The organism is Kitasatospora sp. NPDC096140 (assembly GCF_040303045.1).
In the GTDB taxonomy this organism is placed as follows: domain Bacteria; phylum Actinomycetota; class Actinomycetes; order Streptomycetales; family Streptomycetaceae; genus Kitasatospora.
In genome coordinates, this window is sequence record NZ_JBEOUW010000030.1 from 1 (window position 1) to 24,341 (window position 24,341).

General features: G+C 74.3%; 19 protein-coding genes and 1 riboswitch. Of the genes, 7 read left to right on the forward strand and 12 right to left on the reverse strand.

Annotated features, from left to right (window positions below; translation table 11 throughout):
• Positions 1-192 precede the first annotated feature (192 nt).
• Positions 193-957, forward strand: coding sequence for a VOC family protein (locus ABT048_RS27465; RefSeq protein WP_350524192.1), 765 nt, complete (start codon positions 193-195; stop codon positions 955-957).
• On the opposite strand, the gene lnt is transcribed toward ABT048_RS27465, so the two are convergent.
• Positions 933-2,549, reverse strand: a complete 1,617-nt coding sequence (gene lnt, locus ABT048_RS27470; protein ID WP_350524193.1) for an apolipoprotein N-acyltransferase — start codon at positions 2,547-2,549, stop codon at positions 933-935. The two genes, ABT048_RS27465 and lnt, sit on opposite strands and share 25 nt — an antisense overlap.
• 196 nt (positions 2,550-2,745) lie before the next feature.
• Positions 2,746-6,372 carry a cobaltochelatase subunit CobN gene (gene cobN / locus ABT048_RS27475; protein ID WP_350524194.1) on the reverse strand — a complete coding sequence of 1,209 codons (3,627 nt, stop codon included), beginning with the start codon at positions 6,370-6,372 and terminating at the stop codon, positions 2,746-2,748.
• Positions 6,373-6,550: 178 nt separating this feature from the next.
• A riboswitch (cobalamin riboswitch) is annotated at positions 6,551-6,636 on the reverse strand.
• A gap of 227 nt (positions 6,637-6,863) precedes the next feature.
• Between cobN and ABT048_RS27480 the strand changes: the two genes are divergently transcribed.
• From ABT048_RS27480 to ABT048_RS27490, 3 genes are read left to right on the forward strand one after another with little or no spacing between them, the layout of a single operon-like run.
• Positions 6,864-8,153, forward strand: a complete 1,290-nt coding sequence (locus tag ABT048_RS27480) for a ferredoxin-like domain-containing protein (RefSeq protein WP_350524195.1) — start codon at positions 6,864-6,866, stop codon at positions 8,151-8,153.
• Positions 8,150-8,776: a precorrin-8X methylmutase gene (locus tag ABT048_RS27485; protein ID WP_350524196.1), complete on the forward strand. Its 627-nt coding sequence runs from the start codon at positions 8,150-8,152 to the stop codon at positions 8,774-8,776. Before ABT048_RS27480 ends, ABT048_RS27485 begins: the two co-directional genes overlap by 4 nt.
• On the forward strand, positions 8,773-10,311 hold the full coding sequence (locus ABT048_RS27490; RefSeq protein ID WP_350524197.1) for a precorrin-2 C(20)-methyltransferase: 1,539 nt from the start codon (positions 8,773-8,775) through the stop codon (positions 10,309-10,311). Before ABT048_RS27485 ends, ABT048_RS27490 begins: the two co-directional genes overlap by 4 nt.
• Before the next feature lie 107 nt (positions 10,312-10,418).
• On the opposite strand, the gene ABT048_RS27495 is transcribed toward ABT048_RS27490, so the two are convergent.
• The gene (locus ABT048_RS27495; protein ID WP_350524198.1) at positions 10,419-12,158 is read right to left on the reverse strand and encodes a TIGR03767 family metallophosphoesterase; all 1,740 of its coding nucleotides are present in this window, start codon (positions 12,156-12,158) and stop codon (positions 10,419-10,421) included.
• 415 nt (positions 12,159-12,573) lie between these two features.
• Between ABT048_RS27495 and ABT048_RS27500 the strand changes: the two genes are divergently transcribed.
• Both ABT048_RS27500 and ABT048_RS27505 read left to right on the forward strand, forming a co-directional pair.
• Positions 12,574-13,737, forward strand: coding sequence for a cobalt-precorrin-5B (C(1))-methyltransferase (locus ABT048_RS27500; RefSeq protein WP_350524199.1), 1,164 nt, complete (start codon positions 12,574-12,576; stop codon positions 13,735-13,737).
• A gap of 146 nt (positions 13,738-13,883) precedes the next feature.
• The gene (locus tag ABT048_RS27505; RefSeq protein WP_350524200.1) at positions 13,884-15,413 is read left to right on the forward strand and encodes a UDP-N-acetylglucosamine 1-carboxyvinyltransferase; all 1,530 of its coding nucleotides are present in this window, start codon (positions 13,884-13,886) and stop codon (positions 15,411-15,413) included.
• Between the two features lie 43 nt (positions 15,414-15,456).
• On the opposite strand, the gene ABT048_RS27510 is transcribed toward ABT048_RS27505, so the two are convergent.
• The 6 genes from ABT048_RS27510 to ABT048_RS27535 all read right to left on the reverse strand — a co-directional run bounded on the left by ABT048_RS27510 (position 15,457) and on the right by ABT048_RS27535 (position 19,920).
• Positions 15,457-15,963, reverse strand: a complete 507-nt coding sequence (locus tag ABT048_RS27510) for a protein-tyrosine phosphatase family protein (protein ID WP_350524201.1) — start codon at positions 15,961-15,963, stop codon at positions 15,457-15,459.
• A gap of 31 nt (positions 15,964-15,994) precedes the next feature.
• Positions 15,995-16,498, reverse strand: a complete 504-nt coding sequence (locus ABT048_RS27515) for a DinB family protein (RefSeq protein ID WP_350524202.1) — start codon at positions 16,496-16,498, stop codon at positions 15,995-15,997.
• Between the two features lie 55 nt (positions 16,499-16,553).
• Positions 16,554-17,294 carry a cobalt-precorrin-6A reductase gene (locus ABT048_RS27520; protein WP_402806536.1) on the reverse strand — a complete coding sequence of 247 codons (741 nt, stop codon included), beginning with the start codon at positions 17,292-17,294 and terminating at the stop codon, positions 16,554-16,556.
• The gene (cobM, locus tag ABT048_RS27525) at positions 17,294-18,055 is read right to left on the reverse strand and encodes a precorrin-4 C(11)-methyltransferase (protein ID WP_350524204.1); all 762 of its coding nucleotides are present in this window, start codon (positions 18,053-18,055) and stop codon (positions 17,294-17,296) included. Before cobM ends, ABT048_RS27520 begins: the two co-directional genes overlap by 1 nt.
• Entirely contained in the window at positions 18,052-19,305 is a 1,254-nt protein-coding gene (gene cbiE, locus ABT048_RS27530; protein WP_350524205.1) for a precorrin-6y C5,15-methyltransferase (decarboxylating) subunit CbiE, read from the reverse strand. The genes cobM and cbiE overlap by 4 nt, the downstream gene beginning before the upstream one ends.
• 189 nt (positions 19,306-19,494) lie before the next feature.
• Positions 19,495-19,920, reverse strand: coding sequence for a gamma-glutamylcyclotransferase family protein (locus tag ABT048_RS27535; protein WP_350524206.1), 426 nt, complete (start codon positions 19,918-19,920; stop codon positions 19,495-19,497).
• 132 nt (positions 19,921-20,052) lie between these two features.
• Between ABT048_RS27535 and ABT048_RS27540 the strand changes: the two genes are divergently transcribed.
• A complete protein-coding gene (locus ABT048_RS27540) occupies positions 20,053-21,177 on the forward strand; it encodes an EamA family transporter (protein WP_350524207.1) in 1,125 nt (374 codons plus the stop codon).
• Positions 21,178-21,286: 109 nt separating this feature from the next.
• Here the strand turns inward: ABT048_RS27540 and ABT048_RS27545 are convergent, their stop codons facing one another.
• From ABT048_RS27545 to ABT048_RS27555, 3 genes are all read right to left on the reverse strand, one after another.
• Complete coding sequence (locus ABT048_RS27545; RefSeq protein WP_350524208.1) at positions 21,287-21,850, reverse strand: EF-hand domain-containing protein; 564 nt, start codon at positions 21,848-21,850, stop codon at positions 21,287-21,289.
• Positions 21,851-21,979: 129 nt separating this feature from the next.
• On the reverse strand, positions 21,980-22,417 hold the full coding sequence (locus ABT048_RS27550) for a cytidine deaminase family protein (RefSeq protein WP_350524209.1): 438 nt from the start codon (positions 22,415-22,417) through the stop codon (positions 21,980-21,982).
• A gap of 142 nt (positions 22,418-22,559) precedes the next feature.
• On the reverse strand, positions 22,560-24,341 hold the full coding sequence (locus tag ABT048_RS27555) for a dipeptide ABC transporter ATP-binding protein (protein ID WP_350524210.1): 1,782 nt from the start codon (positions 24,339-24,341) through the stop codon (positions 22,560-22,562).

Below are 24,341 nucleotides of genomic sequence, written 5' to 3' on the forward strand. Positions count from 1 at the left end.
TTCCGATCTAACAGATGACAGCTGACAGATTTCGAAATCTGTCAGCTGTCATCTGTTATCTGTTTCCCGTCTCCTGTCGTCCCGTCTCCCGCCCCGCCCCGTTCGGCCCACCAGCGCCCGCCCCCGGCCCTCCTGCCCCGCATCCTGGGCGGGGAGGGCCGGGGGCCGAGAACGAGCTGGAGAACCGACGCCATGAAGCAGACCTCCGTGACCACCGACGGCCCCTGCTGGGTCGAGCTGGGCACCTCCGACCCCACCGCCGCCCGGGCCTTCTACCGCGAGCTGTTCGGCTGGCGGGAGGACGACGGCGAACGGCCCGAGGACGGCGACTACGTCCAGATGCTCCTCAAGGACACCCCGGTCGCCGCGATCACCCCGCGCTACGCGCCGCAGCAGCCGACGGCCTGGTCGGTCTGCTTCGCCGTGGCCGACGCCGACGCCACCGCGGCCAGGGTCGAGAGCGCCGGCGGCACCCTCCTCAAGGCGCCCGCCGACGTCCTCGACCGCGGCCGCTTCGCGGTGGCCGCCGACCGCTCCCACGCGGTCTTCCTGCTCTGGCAGGCCCGCTCCTTCAAGGGCGCCGGGGTGTTCAACGAGCCCGGCTCGCTCGGCTGGGTGGAGCTCCTCACCCGGGACCGGGACGGCGCGGTCGCCTTCTACCCGGCGGTCTTCGGCTGGTCCGTCGCCCCCTCCGAGCACTACACCCAGTGGGGCCTGGCCGGTGAGGACTTCGGCGGCATGCTGGTGATGGGCGACGCCTTCCCGCCGGAGGTGCCGCCGCACTGGCTGCCGTACTTCTCGGTCGCCGACGTGGACAACACCGTCGACCGGGCGGTGGCCCTCGGCGGGGACGTGCTGATGCCCGCCTACTCCATGCCGGGCGGCCGGCGGATCGCCGTGCTGCGCGACCCGCAGGGCGCCGCCTTCGGCGTCTACCGGCCCCCGACGGAGGGCTGAGCCGGGCGCGGCTCCGTGCGCGGGCGCCGTCGCGCCGCCACCGTCGTCACCGCCGCCCCCGCCGTGATCAGCAGCGCCCCGGCCGGCACCACGTCGCCGACGCGGTCGTACCAGGTCATCGTGGCGGGCTCGGTGAGCGGCAGCCGGACGGTCAGCGCGCCGGTGCCGTCGGTGCCGAGCCGGGCCAGTTCCCGGCCCTGCGCGTCGAAGGCCGCCGAGACCCCGGTCAGCGAGGCCTGGACGGCCGGCCGCCCGGTTTCCGCCGCCCGGATCGCCGCCAGTGAGACGTGCTGCTCGGGCGCCCAGGTCTGCTGGAAGGTCGAGGTCGAGGACTGGTAGACGAGCACCCGGGCGCCGTCCCGCGCGGCGGTGCGGGCCATGTCGGGGAAGGCCGACTCGAAGCAGATCAGCGCCCCGACCGGCAGCGGAGCGCCCGTCCGGTCGGTGGCCGGCAGCAGGTGGAACGCGGTGCCGGGCGCCCGGTTCTCGCCCGCCGCGCGGCTGACCCCGGCGACCCAGCCGAGCACCGGCCGCAGCGGGATGTACTCGCCGAACGGCACCAGCCGGATCTTGCGGTAGCGGTCCACCACGCCGGCCGGGGAGACCAGCACCGCGTCCTTGGAGATCCGCCCGTCCGCCTTGCGCGCGTCCTCCCCGGCGATGACCCGGGCGCCGGTGGTCGCGGCGAGGCCGCGCAGCGTGTCCAGCGCGGCCGGGTCGTGGTCCAGGTCGGCCGTGGTGCTGCTCTCGCCCCACACCACCAGGTCCACCGGCTGTCCGACCAGTGCGGCGGTGGCCCGCGCGCTCGCGTCGAAGCGGGCCTGCGGGTCCTCCACGACGCCGGGCTGGACGAGCGCGACCGTGACGGCCCCGGCCCCGGCGGGCGCCTCGCGCAGCGCGAACAGCAGCGGACCGGAGGCCACCACCAGTACCGCCGCCGAGGCCGCGACGGCCCGCGGTCGCCAGTGCACCGCGGTGAGCGCGATCAGTACCCCGGTGTTCACCGCCGCCACCGCCGCGCTGACCAGCCAGATCCCGCCCGCCGAGGCCAGCCCGAGGATCGCCGGGTGCTGCCACTGGGTGGCGCCGAGCAGGGCCCACGGCCCGCCCAGCGCCGGCCAGGACCGCCCGTACTCGGCGGACACCCAGACCGCCGGGACGACCACCAGCGCGAGCAGGGCCCGACGGGCGGTCAGCGGCGGGTGCAGCAGCCGGTGCACGGTGTACCCGACGGCGCCCTGCAGCGCCCCGAACAGCACCGCGAGCACCGGGAGTCCGGGCCCGATGGACGGCACCAGCCAGTACATCGCGGTCAGGATGAACCCCGCTCCGAACCACCAGCCGCGCACCGCCGCCTCCCGGCCCCCGGGCGCCCGCTGCATCAGGAGCAGCCCGGGGACGAGCGCGATCCACGCCAGCCAGGCCTGCCCCGGCGCCGGGAACGCGAGCACCGGTACCGCCCCGGCCGCGAGCGCCCCGAGCCGCGCCCGGTAGCGGTGTGGCGCGGGCGGCTCGTGTTCCTCCGCTTCCCGGGCTTCGTCGGCGGGGGTCGTGCTCAGGTCTGGGCTGGTGGGACCGGTGCGGCGCGGCATGCCCCGTATTGTCCGCTCGGACGGCGTGCGCCACCAGTGTTCCCCTCACCCGAATGGACGACGGGAACACCGTCAGCGAGCTGCCGCCCCGCCCTCCCGGACGGCTGCGGGACCGCCCGGGAGGCCGGGGACCGCCCGCGGGACCGGGAGGCCGGGGACCGTCCGGGAGATCGCCCGGGAGATCGCCCGGGAGGCCTCAGCCCTCGTCGCCCTCCAGGTCCCCCTCGGTCTCCAGGAACGCGGCCTGCAGCTGCGCGATCAGCTCCGGGTCCGGCTGCTCCCACAGCCCGCGGCTCGCCGCCTCCAGCAGGCGCTCGCTGATCCCGTGCAGCGCCCACGGGTTGGCGCCCGCGAGGAACTCCCGGTTGACCGGGTCGAGCACGTACTCCTGGGTCAGCTTCTCGTACATCCAGTCCGCGACCACGCCCGTGGTGGCGTCGTAGCCGAACAGGTAGTCGACCGTCGCGGCCATCTCGAAGGCGCCCTTGTAGCCGTGCCGGCGCATCGCCTCGATCCAGCGCGGGTTGACCACGCGGGCGCGGAAGACGCGGGCGGCCTCCTCGGTCAGCGTCCGGGTGCGGACCGTCTCCGGGCGGGTGGAGTCGCCGATGTACGCGGTCGGCGCCTTGCCGGTGAGGGCGCGGACGGTGGCCACCATGCCGCCGTGGTACTGGAAGTAGTCGTCCGAGTCGGCGATGTCGTGCTCGCGGGTGTCGGTGTTCTTCGCGGCGACGGTGATCCGCTTGTACGCGGTCTCCATCTCCTCGCGGGCCGGCCGCCCGTCCAGCCCGCGCCCGTACGCGTAGCCGCCCCACACCGTGTACACCTCGGCGAGGTCGGCGTCGGTGCGCCAGTCGCGGCTGTCGATCAGCTGGAGCAGGCCGGCCCCGTACGTGCCCGGGCGGGAGCCGAAGACGCGGACGGTGGCCTTGCGCTCGTCGCCGTGCACCGCCAGGTCGGCCTGGACGTGGGCCCGGACGAAGTTGTCCGAGTCGGCCTCCTCCTGGGCGGCGGCCAGGCGCACCGCGTCGTCCAGCAGGGCGACCACGTGCGGGAAGGCGTCGCGGAAGAACCCGGAGATGCGCAGCGTCACGTCGATGCGCGGGCGGCCCAGCTCCTCCAGCGGGATCGGCTCCAGGCCGGTGACCCGGCGGGAGGCGTCGTCCCAGACCGGGCGGACGCCGAGCAGGGCGAAGGCCTCGGCGATGTCGTCGCCGGCGGTGCGCATCGCGCTGGTGCCCCACAGCGAGAGCCCGACCGAGGGCGGGTACGCGCCGTCGTTGTCGGCGGTGTACCGCTCGACCAGCGAGGAGGCGAGCGCCTGGCCGGTCTCCCAGGCGAGCTTGCTGGGGACGGCCTTGGGGTCGACGGAGTAGAAGTTGCGGCCCGTCGGCAGCACGTTGACCAGGCCGCGCAGCGGCGAGCCGGACGGGCCGGCCGGGACGAAGCCGCCCTGCAGCGCGTGCAGCACGGCGTCCAGCTCGTCGGTGGTGGCGGCCAGGCGCGGCACCACCTGGGTGGCGGCGAAGGTCAGCACCTCGTGGACGGCCTCCCGGACGGTCTCCGGCAGCTCGGCGGTGACCTTCTCGACCGCCTCGGGCGCCCAGTCCTGCGCCTCCATGGCCTCGACCAGGGCGCGGGCCCTGGCCTCGGCCGCGTCGGTGGCGCCGAGGGTCAGCGCCGCCTCGTCCAGGCCGAGCGCCTCGCGCAGACCGGGCAGGGCGCTGACGCCGCCCCAGATCTGCCGGGCGCGCAGGATGGCGAGCACGATGTTGACGCGGTCGGTGCCGGACGGCGCCTGGCCGAGGACGTGCAGGCCGTCGCGGATCTGGGCGTCCTTGACCTCGCAGAGCCAGCCGTCGACGTGCAGCAGGAAGTCGTCGAAGCCGTCGTCCTCGGGGCGCTCGTCCAGGCCGAGGTCGTGGTCGAGCTTGGCCGCCTGGATGAGGGTCCAGATCTGGGCGCGGATGGCGGGCAGCTTGGCCGGGTCCATCGCGGCGATGTTGGAGTGCTCGTCCAGCAGCTGCTCCAGGCGCGCGATGTCGCCGTAGGAGTCGGCGCGGGCCATCGGCGGGACGAGGTGGTCGACCAGGGTGGCGTGGGCGCGGCGCTTGGCCTGGGTGCCCTCGCCCGGGTCGTTGACCAGGAAGGGGTAGACCAGCGGGAGGTTGCCGAGGACGGCGTCCGGGCCGCACTCGGCGGACAGCGCGGCGGTCTTGCCGGGCAGCCACTCCAGGTTGCCGTGCTTGCCGAGGTGGATCACGGCGTGGGCGCCGAAGCCGCCGTCCTCCTGCGTGGCCTCGATCCAGCGGTAGGCGGCCAGGTAGTGGTGGCTCGGCGGCAGGTCGGGGTCGTGGTAGATGGCGACCGGGTTCTCGCCGAAGCCGCGCGGCGGCTGGATCAGGACCAGCAGGTTCCCGGAGCGGATCGCGGCCAGCACGATGTCGCCGTCCGGGTTCTGCGAGCGGTCGACGTACAGCTCGCCGGGGGCCGGGCCCCAGTGCTCCTCGACCTGCTCGCGCAGGGCCTGCGGGAGGGTGGCGTACCAGCGGCGGTAGTCGGCGGCGGGGATGCGCACCGGGTTGCGGGCCAGCTGGTCCTCGGTGAGCCAGTCCTGGTCGTAGCCGCCGGCCGCGATCAGGGCGTGGATGATCGCGTCGCCCTCGTGCCCCTCGTCCTCGGTGCCGTCGAAGCCGGGCAGGTCGTGCCCGAGGTCCATGCCCTCCTCGCGCAGCCGCTCCAGCAGGCGGACGGCGCTGGCCGGGGTGTCCAGGCCGACGGCGTTGCCGACCCGGGCGTGCTTGGTCGGGTACGCGGACAGCACCAGCGCGAGGCGGCGCTCGGCGGCCGGGACGTACCGCAGCCGGGCGTGGCTGACGGCGGTGCCGGCGACGCGGGCGGCGCGCTCCGGGTCGGCGGCGTAGACCGTCAGGCCGTCCTCGTCCAGCTCCTTGAAGGAGAACGGGACGCTGATCAGGCGGCCGTCGAACTCCGGCACGGCGATCTGGGTGGCGGTGTCCAGCGGGGACAGGCCGTCGTCGCTGGCCTCCCACTGGGCGCGCGACCAGGTCAGGCAGAGCGCCTGCAGGATCGGGCGGTCCAGGGCGGCGAGCGCGCCGGCGTCCCAGGCCTCCTCGTCGCCGCCGGCCTGTGCGTCGGCCGGGCGGGTGCCGCCGGCGGCGAGCACGGTGGTGACGATCGCGTCGGCCTCGCCGAGCGCGGCCAGCAGCTCGGGCTCGGCGCCGCGCAGCGAGGCGCAGTAGTAGGCCCGGGCGCGGGCGCCCTGGTCCTCGATCGCCCGGCAGAGCGTCTCGACGAAGGCGGTGTTGCCGCTCATGTGGTGGGCACGGTAGTAGAGCACCGCGACCGTCGGGCCCTCGCCGGTACGGGCTTCGCGCTCCAGCGGGCCCCAGGCCGGGGCGGAGGCGGGCGGGGCGAAGCCGTGGCCGGTCAGCAGCACGGTGTCGGAGAGGAACGAGGCCAGCTCGGCCAGGTTGGCCGCGCCGCCGTGGGCGAGGTAGGCGTGCGCCTCGGCGGCGATGCCGGCCGGGACGGTGGACAGCTCCATCAGCTGGGCGTCGGGGGCCTGCTCACCGGTCAGCACCACGACCGGGCGGGGGCCGGCCAGCAGTGCGTCCAGGCCCTCCTGCCAGGCGCGGCGTCCGCCGAGCAGGCGGACCACGACGAGGTCGGTGCCCTCCAGCAGCGCGGGCAGGTCCTCGGGGGTCAGCCGGGCCGGGTTGCCGAGCCGGTAGCGCACCGGCCCCTCGGCGGCACGGGCGCTGAGCAGGTCGGTGTCGGACGTCGACAGCAGCAGGATCATGCGAAGGCCCTCCCGGCCTCGTCGGTGGCCGGGACGGCCGTGAAATGGGCCGGGACGGCCGTGAAGTGAGCCGGAGTGGCCGTGGGGACGGCCGTGGACGCGTGTGCGGGCATGCGACAGCGCTGGTGCATTTCTGCCTTCCTCGGGGTCCGCGCCCCGGGCCGGTGGAGGACGGCAGGAGTTCCTGGCTCCCGCGGCCGACCGGTTTCCCGGTGAACCGCGGTCACAGTGGCGGGACCGCACCGGGCTTGCACCGGTTTCCTCCCCTGCGCCGTCGCTGGCGTGTGCGGACGGTCCGCCGGACCGTCCGCCCAGCATCGTACGGGGTACGGCTGACCTGGGGGAGAGTGAGCTTTCGGTCGCGGGCTCTGGACCGCCCGGCGCACGGCTGTCCGTCGTGCGGACCGGCCGCCCGGCGTACGCGGCGGGTGCGCCGGAGTGTGATGCAGCGGACGGAGGCAAGCGATCGGATCATCTGTATGCTCGCCGCCATGCCACCGACACCCGACGCCACCGCGCCGGGCGCCGCCGTGCCCGACCGGGAGGTGCCCGACCGGGGGCGCGGGGACGCCTGCCCCGGAGCGCTGCGTCTGCACCAGGCCGACGACGGCGCCCTGGCCCGGATCCGCCTGCCCGGAGGCCTGCTGACGGACCGTCAGGCGCTCGCCCTGGCCGAGGCCGCCGAGGCCCTGGGCGACGGGGAGTTGGAGACCACCTCGCGCGGCAACGTCCAGCTGCGCGGCCTGGCACCGCAGTGCGCGGCGGACCTCGCGGAGCGGCTGCGCGCCGTCGGTCTGCTGCCCTCGGACACCCACGAGCGGGTCCGCAACATCGTCGCCTCGCCGCTGGCGGGGCTGGACGGCACGGACTCGGCCGATGTCCGGGCCTGGGTACGGGAACTGGACGCGCGGCTGTGCGCGAGCGACTGGGCGGCCGGGCTCTCCGGCAAGTTCCTGTTCGCGCTGGACGACGGGCGGGGCGACGTCGCCGCGCTCGACGCCGATGTGACATTGATCGCAGGCTCGGGGGCCGCCACCGCGGACCGCGACCGGCCCGCCCTGCTGCGCCTCGGGCGCGCGGGCCACGGGCACCCGGTCGAGGCCGGGCAGGAGGTGACGGCCGTGCTGGACGCGGCCCGCTCCTTCCTGGACGCGCTGCGGACGAGCGGCCGCAAGGCCTGGCACCTGCGCGAGGTCCCCGAGTTGCTGCCCGCCGGCTCGGTGCCGCTGCCCGCCTTCGCCGGTGCGGCGCCCGCCGTGGGCGCGCTTCCCGGCGGGCTCTCGGTGGGCCTGCGCTTCGGCCGGGCGAGCGCCGCTCAGTGGCGGGCGCTGGTCGCCGCCGCGACGGCTTCGGCCGGTGAGCTGCGGCTGACGCCCTGGCGCGGTGCGGTCGTGCCCGGCGCCTCCGCCGACCTGCTGCCCGCGCTCGCCGGGGCCGGTTTCCGTACCGAACCGGGCTCGCCCTGGGAGCGGGCCACCGCCTGCACCGGGCTGCCGGGGTGCGCCAAGTCGCTCGCCGACGTCCGCTCGGACGCGGCCCGGGCGCTGGACACCGACCCCCGGTCCGCGGCCGGTGACGGGGGCCACGACGCGCTGCCCGTCCACTGGTCGGGCTGTGAACGGCGCTGCGGCCACCCGGCCGGGCGGTGGGTGGACGTGCTCGCCACGGGGCACGGCTACCGGGTGACGGTGAACGGACCGGCGGCTGCCCCCACGGCCGCCGAGGTGACGAACGAGGAGATGGCCGAGGCGGTCGCCGAGGCCAGGAGGACCACGAAGTGATCGAGTACGAGAAGGACGGCGCGTCCATCTACCGCCAGTCCTTTGCCACCATCCGCGCGGAGGCCGATCTGGCCGCCCTCCCGGCGGACGTCTCCCAGGTCGCGGTGCGGATGATCCACGCCTGCGGGATGGTCGACCTGGTCGAGGACCTGGTGTACTCGCCCGGCGTGGTCGCCTCCGCGCGCGCCGCGCTGCACGCCGGTGCGCCGATCCTCTGCGACGTCAACATGGTCGCGAGCGGGGTGACCCGCAAGCGGCTGCCCGCCGACAATGAGGTGATCTGCACCCTCACCGACCCGTCGGTGCCCGAGCTCGCCCGGAAGATGGGCAACACCCGCAGCGCCGCGGCCATGGAGCTGTGGCTGCCCCGGCTGGAGGGTGCGGTGGTCGCCGTCGGCAACGCGCCGACCTCGCTGTTCCGGCTGCTGGAGATGATCGAGGCGGGCGCGCCGCGCCCGGCTGCGGTGATCGGCGTCCCGGTCGGCTTCATCGGTGCCGCAGAGTCCAAGCAGGCCCTGGCCGAGCACCCCTCCGGCCTGGAGCACATGGTGGTGCGCGGCCGGCGCGGTGGCAGCGCGATCGCCGCCGCCGCCGTCAACGCGATTGCGAGCGAGGAAGAGTGACGGAGCATCAGAACGCCTCGGTCGGACGGCTGTACGGTGTCGGGCTCGGCCCGGGCGACCCGTCGCTGGTGACCGTCCGCGCCGCCGACCTCATCGGCAAGGCCGACGTGGTGGCGTACCACAGTGCCCGCCACGGCCGGTCCATCGCGCGCTCGATCGCCGAGCGCTATCTGACGGGTGGTCAGATCGAGGAGAAGCTGGTCTACCCGCTCACCGTCGAGACCACCGACCACCCCGGCGGCTACCGGGGCGCGCTCGACGACTTCTACGAGGAGGCCGCCGCCCGGCTGGCCGCCCACCTGGACGCCGGCCGCGACGTCGTCGTCCTCGCCGAGGGCGACCCGCTCTTCTACGGCTCCTACCAGCACATGCACAAGCGGCTCGCGCACTGCTACCCGACCGAGGTCGTGCCCGGCGTGACCTCGGTCAGCGCCGCGGCGGCCCGGCTCGGACAGCCGCTGACCGAGGCCGAGGAGACGCTCACCGTCATCCCGGGCACGCTGCCCGAGGAGGAGCTGACGGCGCGGATCGCGTCGGCCGACTCCGCCGTGATCATGAAGCTGGGGCGCACCTTCCCGACCGTCCGCCGGGCCCTGGAGCGGGCGGGGCGGCTGGCGGACGCCCAGTACGTCGAGCGGGCCTTCATGGCGGGGGAGCGCATCGCGCCGCTCGCGGAGGTCGACGAGGAGACGGTGCCGTACTTCTCGGTCGCGGTGCTGCCGAGCAAGGTCGCGCCGCTGGAGCCCGAGGTCCGGCTGTCGGAGGGCACCGGCAGCGTGACCGTCGTCGGCACCGGGCCGGCCGGACCGCTCTGGCTCACCCCCGAGGCGCGCGGCGCGCTGGCCGAGGCCACCGACCTGGTCGGCTACACCACCTACCTGGCCCGGGTGCCGGAGCGCCCGGGGCAGCTCCGGCACGGCTCGGACAACAAGGTCGAGTCGGAGCGCGCCGAGTACGCGCTGGACCTCGCGCGGCGCGGGCACCGGGTCGCGGTGGTCTCCTCGGGCGACCCGGGCGTGTTCGCGATGGCCACCGCCGTGCTGGAGGTCGCCTGCGAGGAGGCCTACCGGGACGTACCGGTGCGGGTCCTGCCGGGGATGACCGCCGCCCACGCGGCCGCCTCCCGGGCCGGCGCCCCGCTCGGGCACGACTACGCGACGGTGTCGCTCTCGGACCGGCTCAAGCCCTGGGACGTGGTGGCCAAGCGGCTGCGCGCCGCCGCCGAGGCGGACCTGGTGCTCGCGCTGTACAACCCGGGCTCGCAGTCCCGCACGACCCAGGTCGGCCTCGCCCGGGACCTGCTGCTGGAGTACCGGGCGCCGGAGACGCCGGTGGTGATGGCCCGCGACGTCGGCGGGCCGACCGAGCGGGTGCGGATCGTCCGGCTCGGCGAGCTGGACCCGGGGCTGGTCGACATGCGGACGATCCTGCTGATCGGCTCCTCGCAGACCCGGGCGGTCGAGCGCGGCGGCGGCGTGGAGGTCGTCTGGACGCCCCGGCGGTACCCGGAGACCGAGGGCCCCGCGGCGGAGTGACGGCGATCGACTGACGGATGACAGCTGACAGATTTCATCATCTGTCAGCTGTCATCTGTTTTCCGTCAGCCGTCAGCCGCACGTTGTCAGCCGTCAGCCGTCGGCCGTCAGCGGGTCGGCTTGGCGAGCAGCAGCTCCGTGTTGTGGTCCTCGCCCGAGCCCAGCAGCGACGTCACCCGCCCGTTCGGGTCGTTGTACGACAGCTCGCGGTAGAGCGCCGCGAGGTTGGCGTCCGAGGTGCTGCCGAAGTCCGTGCCGTACGGCGCGGAGGACTCGATCAGCGTGGTGAACAGCGAGATCGTGGCGTCCCCGTTGTCCACGACCTCGATGATCCGGCCGTGCTGCGGGTAGTCGATGTGCGAGGCGGTGTTGATCTCCCAGAACGCCCGCTCCGGCACCGCGTGGCCGTGCGGCGTGATCTTGTTCATGTGGGTGTGCCCGTTCACCCACCCGACCACGTTCGGGTAGCGCTGCAGCAGCGCCACCAGCTCGTTGCCGTCGTGCCGCTTCTCGAAGATGTTCCGCGGGTCCGGCAGCAGGTTGCCCATGCTGGTGCTGGTGTGGTGGCTGAAGACCAGGATCAGGTCGTCCGTGCTGCCGCCCGTCACCCGGTTCCCGTTGGTGTCGTACCAGTGCCCGCTGTGCGCCTTCAACTGCTGCTCCAGCCACCGCAGTTGCGCGGTACCCAGCGAACCGTCGGCGAACCCGGCCTGGTTGGTGGTGTCCAGGCTGATGCCGACCACCTTCTCCGAGATGCGGAAGGTGTAGTAGAGCTTCCCGCTGCCCACCATGTCCGAGGTGAAGCCGTGCCCGTACGGGCCCGCGCCGGTGGCGGCCGGGTCCAGGTGGGCCTTGGCGAACTCCTTGAGCGTGAACGGCTTCCGGCGCTCGTCGGGGGTGATCCGGCGCACCGCCTCGCCGTTGGCGATCAGCTTGGCGAGCAGCAGCACGGCACCCGCGGGGTCGCGGCGCAGCGAGTCCATCAGCTGGGCGGCCGTGGCGTCGTCGCAGCCCTCCAGCTTGTACTGGCCGGTGTAGAGGTCGTTGAGCAGCCCGAGGTCCGGCAGGGTGCCCTCGATGCTGTCGTCGTGGTTGCCGACCGTCGTGTACCAGGGCGTACGCAGGCCCGGCGCGTCGAAGGGGCGCCCGGCGGCGGAGAGGAAGCCCGGCACCTGCGGGAAGCCCTTGGCCTTGTAGCCGTCGCTGTAGGCGAGTTCGGGGTTCCAGTAGGCCGCGTTGCCGGAGTTCTGCACGCCCTCGTAGCGGTTCGGGTCGCCGGTGTTCTGGGCCAGTCGGCCACCACCCATGACCTTGAGGTACCAGTCGAGCTCGGCCAGTTCGTGGTTGTCGGTGTTGTCACCGGTGGCCATCACCATGCTGAACGGCATCCCGGTGTAGGGGCCGCCGGCGAGCGAGTTGACCCGCTCGACGAGGGCCGACACACCGCGGGCGTTCAGGGCCTCCTGCGGCCGGTAGGCGCTGCCGTTGAACCGGGCCAGGTACTCGAAGCGCACCGGGGACTCGGTGTCCACCAGGTGCAGGTCGCTGAACTGGACGAAGCTGGCGAGGCCGGTGCGGCGGTCGTCCCGGCCGGAGCCCGCTGCCGCCAGGTCGCCGCGCACCACCAGCGGCCAGCCCGGACCGGCCGTCAGCCGCTTGTAGCCGCCGGTCCCGACCGGCGTGGCCACCTGCTCCAGGGTGGTCCCGGTGACTCTGACCGCCCGCGCGGCCGTGGCCGCCAGCGCCTGGTCGCGTACCGCGGCCGAGGCGAACTGTGCGCCGCCGAGCGACAAGGCCGACCACGCTGCGGCCACCGACGTACCGGTGAGGAACGTACGCCGACTCATCCCTGCCACAGAAAACCCCCACATAGTGATGGCCCGGTAGGGCGGACAACCCGTGCACCGGACCGACGTGTCATGAACCCGTATCTAACGGACGGCCAGATTACTCACTGGTAGGCCGCGGGACGAGACCCGTGCAGAGAACTATTCGGGAACGGATCGGAAGGACTCCTCCGCAAGTCGCACACGGCTCCCCGGCGGCCCGTGCCGCCGCTCGCGCTCCGGCCGCCACTTGCGCTCCGCCCGCTACGGCCCGCCGCCGGGCACCGTCCGCCGCCTGCTACGGCCCGCCGTCGGTCACCGCCGGTCACCCCGGTCGGGCCCCGCCCGGGCGAGTGGGGGAAAATCGGCGGCGGCGGCCGAGGTGGCCGCCCGGGAAGACGGGACGGCGCGGGGCGCCGTCGGAAGCGAGGCGCAGGTGGCCGCAGCGGGAGCCGATGGCGGAGCCCAGGCGGGGGCCGGGGCGGGCGGCCGGGCCGGCCAGCTGAAGAGCAGCGGCCTGCGGCACGGCTGGACGACTGGTGCCTGCGCCACCGCCGCCACCAAGGCCGCGTACACCGCGCTGCTCACCGGCGAGTTCCCCGACCCCGTGGCCGTCACCCTGCCCAAGGGCCAGCAGCCCTCCTTCGCCCTCGCCGCCGAGGAGCTGGGGACGAACGGGCGGCCCCACGCCACGGCCGGGGTGGTCAAGGACGCCGGCGACGACCCCGACGTCACGCACGGCGCGCTGATCCGGTCGACCGTCCGGGCCGGGGAGCCCGGCGCCGGGGTGGTGTTCCGGGCCGGTCCCGGGGTGGGGACGGTCACCAAGGCGGGCCTGCCGCTGCCCGTCGGCGAGCCGGCGATCAACCCGGTGCCCCGGCAGATGATCCGGGACGCCGTCGCCGAGGTGGCCGCCGAGTTCGGCGGCACCGGGGACGTGGTGGTCGAGATCTCCGTCGACCACGGCGAGGAGATCGCCCGCTCGACCTGGAACCCGCGGCTCGGCATCCTCGGGGGCCTGTCGATCCTCGGGACCACCGGGATCGTCGTCCCCTACTCCTGTTCGGCCTGGATCGACTCCATCCGCCGCGGCGTGGACGTGGCCCGGGCGGCGGGGCGCACGCACGTGGCCGGCTGCACCGGCTCGACCTCGGAGAAGGTCGCGGTCGCGGTGCACGGGCTGCCCGAGGACGCGCTGCTCGACATGGGCGACTTCGCCGGTGCCGTGCTCAAGTACCTGAAGCGCCACCCGGTGCCCCGGCTGACCATCGCGGGCGGCTTCGCCAAGCTGTCCAAGCTCGCGGCCGGCCACCTCGACCTGCACTCGGCGCGCTCCCAGGTGGACAAGGGGTACCTGGCCGAACTGGCGCGCCGCGGTGGGGCGGACGAGGCGCTGGCCGCGGCGGTGGCGGCCGCCAACACCGGTCTGGAGGCGGTGCAGCTGTGCCGTGCGGCCGGGGTCCCGCTCGGGGACCTGGTCGCCGAGGCGGCGCGGGCGACGGCGCTCGGCGTGCTGCTGGGCTCGCCCGTCGCGGTGGACGTCATCTGCATCGACCGTGCCGGAACCGTCGTCGGCCGGGCGGAGCCGTTGGGCCCGTGACATCGTCACGACTGTCATGGGAGCGTGACAACGCCGCGTGGTGATGTGAAGATCTGACGGCCATACAGGGAGAGAAACGGACAAAAGGAGCGCCACGCCGTCCTCGGGTTCCGTTGCCATCTCAACCATGAGATATGGTCTGGCGAGTGACAGGCGACTACCTCACCCGTATCGGCACCCTCATCCGCACCGCGCGTCAGCACCGTGGCTGGTCCCAGGCGCAGCTCGGAGAGGCACTCGGCACCAGCCAGAGCGCGGTCAACCGCATCGAACAGGGCAAGCAGAACGTCAGCCTTGAGATGATCGCTCGCATCGGCGAAGCCCTCGACAGCGAGATCGTCTCCCTCGGCTACTCCGGCCCGATGCACCTGCGGGTCGCCGGCGGCACCCGGCTCTCCGGCGCGATCGACGTCCGCAGCAGCAAGAACGCCTGCGTCGCGATCCTCTGCGCCTCGCTGCTGACCACCGGTCGCACCACGATCCGCAGCGTCGCCCGGATCGAGGAGGTCTACCGCATCCTCGAAGTGCTCACCAGCATCGGCGTCAAGAGCCGCTGGATCAACGACGGCCGCGACCTCGAACTCACCCCGCCCGCCGAGCTGGACCTCGCCGCGATGGACGTCGAGGCCGCCCGCCGCACCCGCAGCGTGCTGATGTTCCTCGGCCCGCTGATGCACCGCGCCGAGCACTTCGAGATCCCGTACGCGGGCGGCTGCGACCTCGGCACCCGCACCGTCCAGCCGCACCTGACCGCGCTGCGCCGCTTCGGCCTGGAGGTCGCCACCACCGGCGGCGCCTACCACGCCTCGGTCCAGCCGGGCGTGCCGATGGACCGCCCGATCGTGCTGACCGAGCGCGGGGACACCGTCACCGAGAACGCCCTGCTGGCCGCCGCGCGCCACGACGGCGTGAGCGTCATCCGCAACGCCTCGCCCAACTACATGGTCCAGGACCTCTGCTTCTTCCTGGAGGAGCTGGGCGTCAGGATCGAGGGCATCGGCACCACCACCCTCACCGTGCACGGCGTCCCGCAGATCACCCGCGACGTCGACTACACCCCGGCCGAGGACCCGGTGGAGGCGATGAGCCTGCTCGCCGCCGCCGTCGTCACCTCCTCCGAACTGACGATCCGCCGGGTGCCGATCGAGTTCCTGGAGATCGAGCTCGCGGTGCTCGAAGGCATGGGCCTCGACTACGACCGCACCCCCGAGTACCGGGCCCACAACGGGCACACCCGTCTGGTCGACCTCACGGTGCGCCCCTCCAAGCTGACCGCGCCGATCGACACCATCCACCCGATGCCGTTCCCCGGCATCAACATCGACAACGTGCCGTTCTTCGCCGCCATCGCCGCGGCCGCCCACGGCACCACGATGATCCACGACTGGGTCTACGACAACCGCGCGATCTACCTCACCGAGCTGACCCGCCTCGGCGCGGACGTCAAGCTCCTCGACCCGCACCGCGTGCTGGTCCAGGGCCCCACCCGCTGGCGCGCCGCCGAGATGATGTGCCCGCCCGCGCTGCGCCCGGCCGTGGTCATCCTCCTTGCGATGCTCGCCGCCCAGGGCACCTCCGTCCTGCGCAACGTGTACGTCATCAACCGCGGTTACGAGGACCTGGCCGAGCGCCTCAACTCGATCGGCGCCCGGATCGAGACCTTCCGCGACATCTGACGCACAGTCATCGACGTCATCACCGCCATCCTGCCGGCCGGCCTCACGCGTTGAGCCCGGTCAGCAGGATCGCCACGTCCAACCCGGTGTTCAGGTACTCCGTGAACACCGGGTTGTTCAGTGCCCAGGGCGAACGCCGCTCCCGCACCAGCCGGACCGCCTCACCGGTGTCCCGGCCGAGCCCGACCAGTGCCTGCGCCACCACCAGGCCCGAGCGGTTGTAGCCCGAGTGGCAGCGCACCAGCGTCCGGCGGCCCCGGCGGACGGCCGCCGTCGTGAGCTCCGCCGCCTCCTGCACCGCCAGCAGCTGGCCGGCGGAGAGCGGATCGTCCGGCACCTCCCGGACGACGTGCTCCACCCCCGGCGCCGGGCCGTGGCCGGGCAGCGTGAACAGGCTGACCACCAGGTCGAACTCGTGCCGGACGACGGCGGGTTCCAGCTCGCCGCCGGGCGGGGTGAAGTAGTGCCCGCCCATCCAGAGCCCGGGGACGATCTCGTTCCACGGGTCCGACGGTCCGGGGGTGCCGCGTTCCTTCTGGCGGGTCCGCACCGGTGCTCCCTCTCGGCCGACCCGTCCGGCGCTACTCGCCGGTGGTGCCGTCGAGGTGTTCGCGCAGGAGGTCGGCGTGGCCGTTGTGGCGGGCGTACTCCTCGATCATGTGGGTGACGATCCAGCGCAGCGAGAAGACCTCCTCGCCGTAATGGCCCAGGACGTCCAACGACTCGGCGGCGGCGACGAGTTCCCGGGCGTGGTCGCATTCGCCGCGCCAGGTCGCGAAGGCCTCGTCCGGGTCGGCGGTGTCGACGTCGAACTCGGCGAAGGAGCCGTCGGGGTGCTTCCAGAAGCCGGGCGCGTCCTCGCCGGCGAGGACGTTGCGGAACCAGCTGCGCTCCACCTCGGCGAGGTGCCGGACCAGGCCAAGCAGGGAGAGTCCGGAGGGTTCCAGCACCCGGGCGCGGAGCTGCTCGGTCGTCAGACCGGCGCACTTCATCGCGAGGGTGTCCCGCTGGTAGTCCAGGAAGCCTGCCAGGGTGGCGCGTTCGTCGGCGGCCTGCGGGGTCCGGGTGCGCTGATCGTCGCTCATCGGGCCATCCTGCCGGGCGGACGGCGCCGCCGCCCGGCTTTTCCACGGACCGGACTCAGCCGAGCTGCTCCAGCCAGTGCACCGCGCCCGCCACGTCCGGAACGACCGGCACGCCGTCCGGCACCGGGGGGCGCTCCACGATGACGACGGGCAGCCGGAGCCCGCGGGCGGCGGTCAGCTTGGGCGCGGTCGCGGCGCCGCCGCTGTCCTTGGTGACCAGGACGTCGATGCGGTGCGCGCGCAACAGCGCCTCCTCGCCCTGGACCGTGAACGGGCCGCGGTCCAGCAGGACTTCGAAGGAGGGCGGCAGCGGCGGTTCGGGCGGGTCGACCGAGCGGGCGATGAAGTGCACCCCGTCGACGTGGGCGAACGCGGCGATGCCCTGCCGTCCCGTGGTGAGCAGGACCCGCTCACCGCGCCGCGGCAGCAGGTCGGCCGCCGCGGCGAGCGAGGGGACGGGGAGCCAGCGGTCCCCCTCCACGGGGGTGAAGCCGGGGCGGCGGAGCACCAGCAGCGGTACGCCGGTGGCGGCCGCCGCGAGGGCCGCGTTCTGCGACATGCCGGCCGCGAACGGGTGGGTGGCGTCGACGACGGCGTCCACCCGCTCGGCGCGCAGCCAGTCGGCCAGACCCTCCGGGCCGCCGAACCCGCCGATCCGCACCTCCCCGGCGGGCAGTCGGGGGTTGGCGACCCGGCCGGCCAGCGAGCTGGTGACCCGCAGGGCCGGTCGGCCGTCGAGGGCGGCGGCCAGCTCCCGGCCCTCCGTCGTCCCGCCGAGGACGAGCAGGTGGCGCATCACGACCCGCAGGGCTCGTGCGGCCGCTCGCGGTCCGCCGAGTAGAGGTGGCTGTCGCGGAACTGTTCGGCGGCCAGCGTCCGGCCGACGAGGATGACGGCGGTGCGGACCACGCCCGCCGCCTTGACCTGCCCGGCGATGTCGCCGACGGTGCCGCGCAGCACCAGCTCGTCCGGGCGGCTGGCCATCGCGACGACGGCGGCCGGGCAGTCGGCGCCGTAGTGCGGGAGCAGCTGCTCGACCACGTCGTCCACGTACCCGGCGGCCAGGTGCAGCACCAGCAGGGCGCCGCTGCGGCCGAGGGTGGCGAGGTCCTCGCCCTCGGGCATGGGCGTGGCGCGCTTGGCGATCCGGGTGAGGATGACGGTCTGGCCGACGGTCGGCACGGTCAACTCCCGCTTCAGCGCGGCCGCGGCGGCGGCGAAGGCGGGCACGCCGGGGACGACCTCGTACGGGATGCCCACCGCGTCCAGGCGGCGCATCTGCTCGGCGACCGCGGAGAAGACGGACGGGTCGCCGGAGTGCAGCCGGGCCACGTCCTTGCCCTGGTCGGACGCGCTGGTCATCTCGTCGATGATCGTGTCCAGGGTCAGGTTGGCGGTGTCGACCAGGCGGGCGCCGGGCGGGCACTCGGCCAGGAGCTCCTCCGGGACGAGGCTGCCGGCGTACAGGCAGACCTCGGCGCGGGCCAGGAGCCGCTGGGCGCGCAAGGTGATCAGGTCGGCGGCACCCGGGCCGGCTCCGATGAAGTAGACGGTCACGAGGCGTCCTCCTGGCGGGTGTTGGGCGTGCCGGTTTCGGGTTTGACGGCGGACCACTGGGTGACCGGCATGGCCTGGCGCCAGCCGGTGAAGCCGCCCACCGGGACGGCGTGGGCGACGGCCAGCTTGACGAGCTCGCCGCCGTGCCGCCGGTACCACTCGGTGAGCAGCGCCTCGGACTCCAGGGTCACGGTGTTGGCGACCAGCCGGCCGCCCGGCCGCAGTGCGGCCCAGCAACCGTCCAGCAGGCCGGGCGCGGTGAGGCCGCCGCCGATGAACACGGCGTCGGGGGTGGGGAGTTCGGCGAGCGCGGCGGGGGCGCGGCCGGTCACCACGCGCAGTCGGGGCACGCCGAGCGCGGCGGCGTTGCGGGTGATCCGCTCGGCGCGCACCGGGTCGCGCTCGACGCTGACGGCCTGGCAGTCGCGGTGGGCGCGCAGCCACTCGATGGCGATCGAGCCCGAGCCGCCGCCGACGTCCCAGAGCAGCTCGCCGGGGGAGGGGGCGAGCGTGGCGAGGGTGGCGGCGCGGACGTGGCGCTTGGTGAGCTGTCCGTCGCTCTCGTACGCGGCGTCGGGCAGGCCGGGGACGAGGGAGCTGCGGGGGCCGTCGCCGAGGTCGACGGCGATGAGGTTCAGTGCGTCGCCGGGCGGGTGCGGCCAGCCGTCGGCCGGGCCGTCCAGGTGCCGTTCGGCGGGGGAGCCGAGCTGTTCGAGGACCCGCAGTCGGGCGGTTCCGTAGCCGCGCGCGGTGAGCAGCGCGGCGACGGCGGCCGGGGTGGCGGCGTCGGCGCTGAGCACCAGCAGGCGGCGGCCGGGGTGGAGGGTGAGCGCGAGGGTGTCCAGCGGGCGGCCGACCAGGCTGACCACCTCGGTCGCCTCCAGCGGCCAGCCGAGCCGGGCGCAGGCGTGGGAGACGGAGGAGGGGTGCGGCAGGACGCGCAGCCGCTCGGCGCCGAGGGTCTCGGCGAGGGTGCGGCCGATGCCGTAGAACATCGGGTCGCCGCTGGCCAGGACGGCGACGCGGCGGTCGGCGTGGGCGGCGAACAGGGCGGGGACGGCGGGGCGCAGCGGGGACGGCCAGGGGACGCGCTCGGCGGTGACCTCGTCCGCGGGGAGGAGGTCCAGTTGGCGGGGGCCGCCGACGACCACCTCGGCGTCCCGCAGCGCGGCCCGGGAGGTGGCGGCGAGGCCGGGCCAGCCGTCGGCCCCGATCCCGACGACGGTGATCGGGGGTGGCAGCTCGGGCACCGGGTGGCTCCTCGTCGTTCGGTCCGGGGTCCAGCGATCCTGCTGGTCGGGGCAGCCTACCTGGCGGTATCCGGGCGGGTCCGGGGGGTCAGCCGACTGCCGGCGGGCGACGGAGAACAGCTGACAGATTTCAAACTCTGTTCGCTGAAATCTGAAAGCTGTCACCTGTCACCTGTCACCTGTCACGCGTCACCTGTCCGCCCAGTCCCCCGACGCGATCAGCGCCGGCCGCTCCCGGAGCCGCGCCGCCACGGCCGGCCCGGCGAGGTAGACCCACGCGTCCCGCGACCCGCCCGCCGCCGTCCGCACCGCCAGCCGCCGCCGCACGTACAGTCCGGTTCCGTCCGCCCGGCACTCCTCCAGCACGTCCAGGTCCGCCAGTGCTCCGGCGTACGCGCCCGGGCGTACGGTGATCAGCTCGCCCAGGATCCGGCGCCCGGGCCTCGCATCGAGCAGCGCGTACGGGAAGCCGGGGCCCGCGTGCAGCGCGGCGCCCTCCAGCACCGCCGGGCGGATGTCCGCACAGCGTCCGGCCAGGTGCACCGCGTGGTTGCGGCCGCCGCTGCGCAGGGTTCCGTAGACGAAGAAGGGCAGGTCCTCGTCGGATGCGGACACGGGTTCGACCTCCTGGCTGGGGAGCGCCCACGGTACGTGCTCCGGTCCGATTCGTGATACCGACTGGCGCACCGGGCCGTCGATGCGCTGTCATATCGGATGTTCGGCCAGCACCATTCAAGGGGGACACACATGACACCGCCCGCTTCCTCACAACCGGCCACCACCCCCGACCCGCCGTCCGACGCCATCCCCACCCCGGTCGACGACGCCGTTCCCTCCCCGCTGGGCGACGCCGCCGCCACCCCGGTCGACGACGCCGTCCCCTCCCCGCTGGGCGACGCCGTCCCCTCCCTGCTCAAGGACGCCCGCCCGGCCGCTCGCCTGGGCGGCGCGGTCTGGCTCGCGCTCGCCGTGGTCTACGTCGTCTGGGGCTCGACCTACCTGGCGATCCGGATCGCGGTGGAGACGATGCCCTCCTTCCTCTCCGCCGCCGCCCGCTTCCTCGTGGCAGGGCTCCTGCTGACCGGCTACCTGCTGGTGCGTCAGGGCCCGGCCGGGCTGAAGGTGAGCGGGCGCCAGCTGGCCTCCTCCGCCCTGGTCGGCGTGCTGCTGCTGACCGGCGGGAACGGACTGGTGGTCCTGGGCGAGACCTCCGTCCCGTCCGGCCTGGCGGCCCTGCTGGTGGCCGCCGTCCCGCTGTGGATGGTGGTGCTGACGTCCTTCGGCGGCGAGCGTCCGAAGCCGGCCGAACTCGTCGGTGTGCTGCTCGGGCTGGTCGGCCTCGGGGTGCTCTCGGCCCCGGCGATCGGCGGGTCCGTCGAGCCGCTCGGCGTGATCCTGATCATCTGCGCCACGCTGCTCTGGGCGTCCGGCTCGTTCGCGAGCAAGAAGGTCCCGATGCCGGGCAACGTGCTGGCCGCGAGCGCCTACCAGATGCTGGCCGGCGGCCTCTGCGATCTGGTGATCGGCCTGGTCCGCGGCGAGCAGCACGGGCTGGACCCGGCAGCCGTCTCCGGCCGCTCCTGGCTGGCCCTCGCCTACCTGGTGCTGTTCGGCTCGCTGCTCGCCTTCACCGCGTACGCCTGGCTGCTGCGCTCGGCGCCGCTGACACTGGTCGCCACCTACGCGTACGTGAACCCGGTGGTCGCCGTGCTGCTGGGCTGGCTGATCCTGGCCGAGCCGCTGACCGGCCCCACCCTGGCGGGCGGGGCGATCGTGGTCGTGGGCGTCTGCCTGGTGGTGAGCGTCAGCCGGCGGCCGCGGCGCGGTCCGTCGTCGACGCCTCCGGCGAAGGGCGTGTCCGGGCGTCGGTGAGGTGACGAGCCGCCGTCGGGGTGACGGTCGCGGGGCCGCCCCCGAGCTTCCGGCTCGCGGGGGCGGCCCCGGGTTCGTGCAGGTCGGAGGCGCGGGGCCGAGGCCCGGCTCAGAAGGCGTGCGGGGGCTTCCCCGTCCACCAGTTGCCGGGTGCGTCGGGGTCGCGGCTGGTCCAGTACTCGATGATCGCGTTGGTGAACTCGGTCGCGGACAGCACGCCGTCGCCGTCGGTGTCGAGGTGGCGGAAGGCCTCGTCGGCGTCGTCGCGGCACAGGCCGGCGAAGTGGCCGCGCTGGAAGACGAAGAACTCGCCGGCGTCCACCGTTCCGCTGCGGTCGGCGTCGGCGACGGCGAGGAAGGCCTCGGCGAGTGCCCCGAGGATGTCCCGGGCGGCCTCGGGGTCGTCGACGAGCGAGCCGGTCGAGACGACGAACTGCTGCCGGGTGATCGCCTCGGTGCCGGCGGGCAGCCGGGCGAGGTGCAGGTCGTGCCAGATCGTCAGGTAGGCGCGGACGATGACGGCTTCCGCCTCCGAGCCCTCCTGGTGCCCGAGCGAGCGGGCCACCGAGTGGCCCATCAGGACGTGGTCCCGTTCGGTGATGAGGCCGTCGCCGTCGGCGTCGAGGTGGTCGAAGCCGTGGTTGATCTTTGCGATGAGAAGGTCGTCCGACAATGTGTCCCCTCGGCTGGCGGTTCCTGGGTCTCCTACGTCACATCGCCTGCACGCTAACGCCTCGGGTCGCGCTCGCGCAGCCGAACGAAGGGCGAACGCAGGGCCGTGCCGCCCCGCGCCCCGCAGCCCTCAGTCGACCTGGTGGTCGGCCCAGACGTACGTCTCCGGCAGCAGGTCCGCCACCGGCACGGTACGCAGGTCGGCCCCCTGCCCGACGACGATCCGCACCTCCGGGAAGTAGTCCAACAGCACCTGGCGGCAGCGCCCGCACGGCGGGATCACCCCGCGCTCCCGGTCGCCGACCGCCACGACGGTGGTGAGCTCGTACGCCCCCTGCCCGGCCGCCGCGCCGATGAGCACCAGCTCGGCGCACGGCCCGCCGGTGAAGTGGTAGGCGTTCAGGGCGGTGACGATCCGCCCGTCGGCATTGCGCCCGGCCGCCGCCACGGTGTGGTTGTCACCCCGCGCGTACCGCCGCGCCACCTCCAGCGCCGCCGCGACGAGCTCCTCGTCCACGGGCGCCCCGTTGCCGCTCGCCGTGTCCGCCGCATTCGTCGTGTTCACCATGTTCGTCGCACCTTGCTCTCCGGTCGGACCTGACAGGGCTGGATCATGATCCACCCGCCGTCGATCGTGCCAACCCTTTTGCCGCCGCCTCCCCCCGTGTCCCCGCTGCTCCCGTGTCCCCGCCGCCTCCACCCCCGCGCCCTCAGTGCGCCGACGCCAGCAGCTCCCGGGTGTAGTCGGTGTGCGGCGCGGCGAACAGCCGGTCCCGGTCGGTGGACTCCACCAGCCGGCCCCCGTGCATCACCGCCACCCGGTCGCAGAAGTGCCGGACCACGGCCAGGTCGTGGGAGACGAACAGGAAGGCCACGCCGAGGCGTTCGCGCAGCTCCATCAACAGGTTGAGCACCTGCGCCTGCACCGACACGTCGAGCGCCGAGACCGGCTCGTCCGCGATGATCAGCCGCGGCCGGGGCGCCAGGGCCCGGGCGATGCCGATCCGCTGGCGCTGCCCGCCGGAGAACTCGTGCGGGTAGCGGTCCAGGTGCGCGGCCTCCAGTCCGACCTGCTCCAGCAGTTCGGCGGAGCGCTCCCGCCGTTCGGGCGCGGTCAGCGGGGTGTGCAGGCGCAGCGGGGTGTCGAGGGTCTGGGCGACGGTGCGGCGCGGATTGAGCGAGGCGTACGGGTCCTGGAAGACCAGCTGGATCTCGCGGCCGAGGCGGCGCCGCAGCTCCCGGTCCGGGCGGGTGACGTCCCGGCCGTCGTACGAGACCCGTCCGCCGGTGGGTCGTTGCAGGCCGGCCAGGACCCGCGAGGTGGTGGACTTGCCGGAGCCCGACTCGCCGACCAGGCCGACCGTCTCGCCGGGCGCGATCCGCAGGCCCACGCCCTCGACCGCCCGGACCGGCTCGGCCCGCAGGCCGGGGAGGCGCCGCCGCCCGGGGAAGTGCACGGTGAGGTCGTCCACCTCGACCAGCCACCGCGCGGGCCGCTCGACGACCCTCGGCCGGAACGACCGCCGAGGTGACGGGTCGTCGACTGTCGGCAGAGCCGTGCCGGGTACGGAGTCGAGGCGGAGCGCCGCTCCCACCAGCGCCCGGGTGTACGGCTCGCGCGGTGCGGCCAGCAGGTCGGCGGTCGGCGCGGACTCGACCCGGACGCCGCCGCGCAGCACCAGCGTGCGGTCCGTCGTGCCGGCCACCACGCCCAGGTCGTGGCTGACCAGCAGCACCGCGGTGCCGTGCTCGCGCTGCAACTCGCCCAGCAGGTCGAGGACCTGCCGCTGGACGCGGGCGTCCAGGGCGGTGGTCGGCTCGTCGGCGATCAGCAGCTGCGGGTCGTTCATCAGCGCCATCGCGATCATCACGCGTTGCCGCATCCCGCCCGAGAACCGGTGCGGGTGGTCGCGCACCCGGGCCGCCGGGATGCCGACCCGGTCGAGCATCTCCACCGCCCGCCGACGGGCTTCGGCGCGGCCCGCCCCGGGGTGGTGCAGGCGGTACGCCTCGGCGAGTTGGGCGCCGACACCGTGGAAGGGGCTGAGCGAGGTGAGCGCGTCCTGGAAGACCAGGGCGGCCCGGCCGCCCCGCACCGCGCGCAGCGTCGCCTCCCCGGCACCGACCAGCTCCTGTCCGCCCAGCCGGATCGAACCGGAGACGGTGGTGGTGCGCGGGTCGTGCAGGCCGAGGACGGCGAGGCCGACCGTCGACTTGCCCGAGCCCGATTCGCCGACCAGGCCCAGGACTTCACCCGGGGCGAGGTCGAAGGACAGCCCTTGGACGGCGGTCACCGGCGGGCCGCCGCGTGGGTCGGCGAAGCTGACGGTCAGGTCGCGGACGCTCAGCACCGGCTCGGCCGTGCTCCGGTCGAGACCCGGCACGGCACCGTCGGCGCCGACACCCGTGTCGGCGGCAGTGGCAGTGGCCGTGCCGACGGACCTCGTGCCGGCGACCCTCGTGCCGGCGGCCCTCGTGGCAGTGGACTTCAT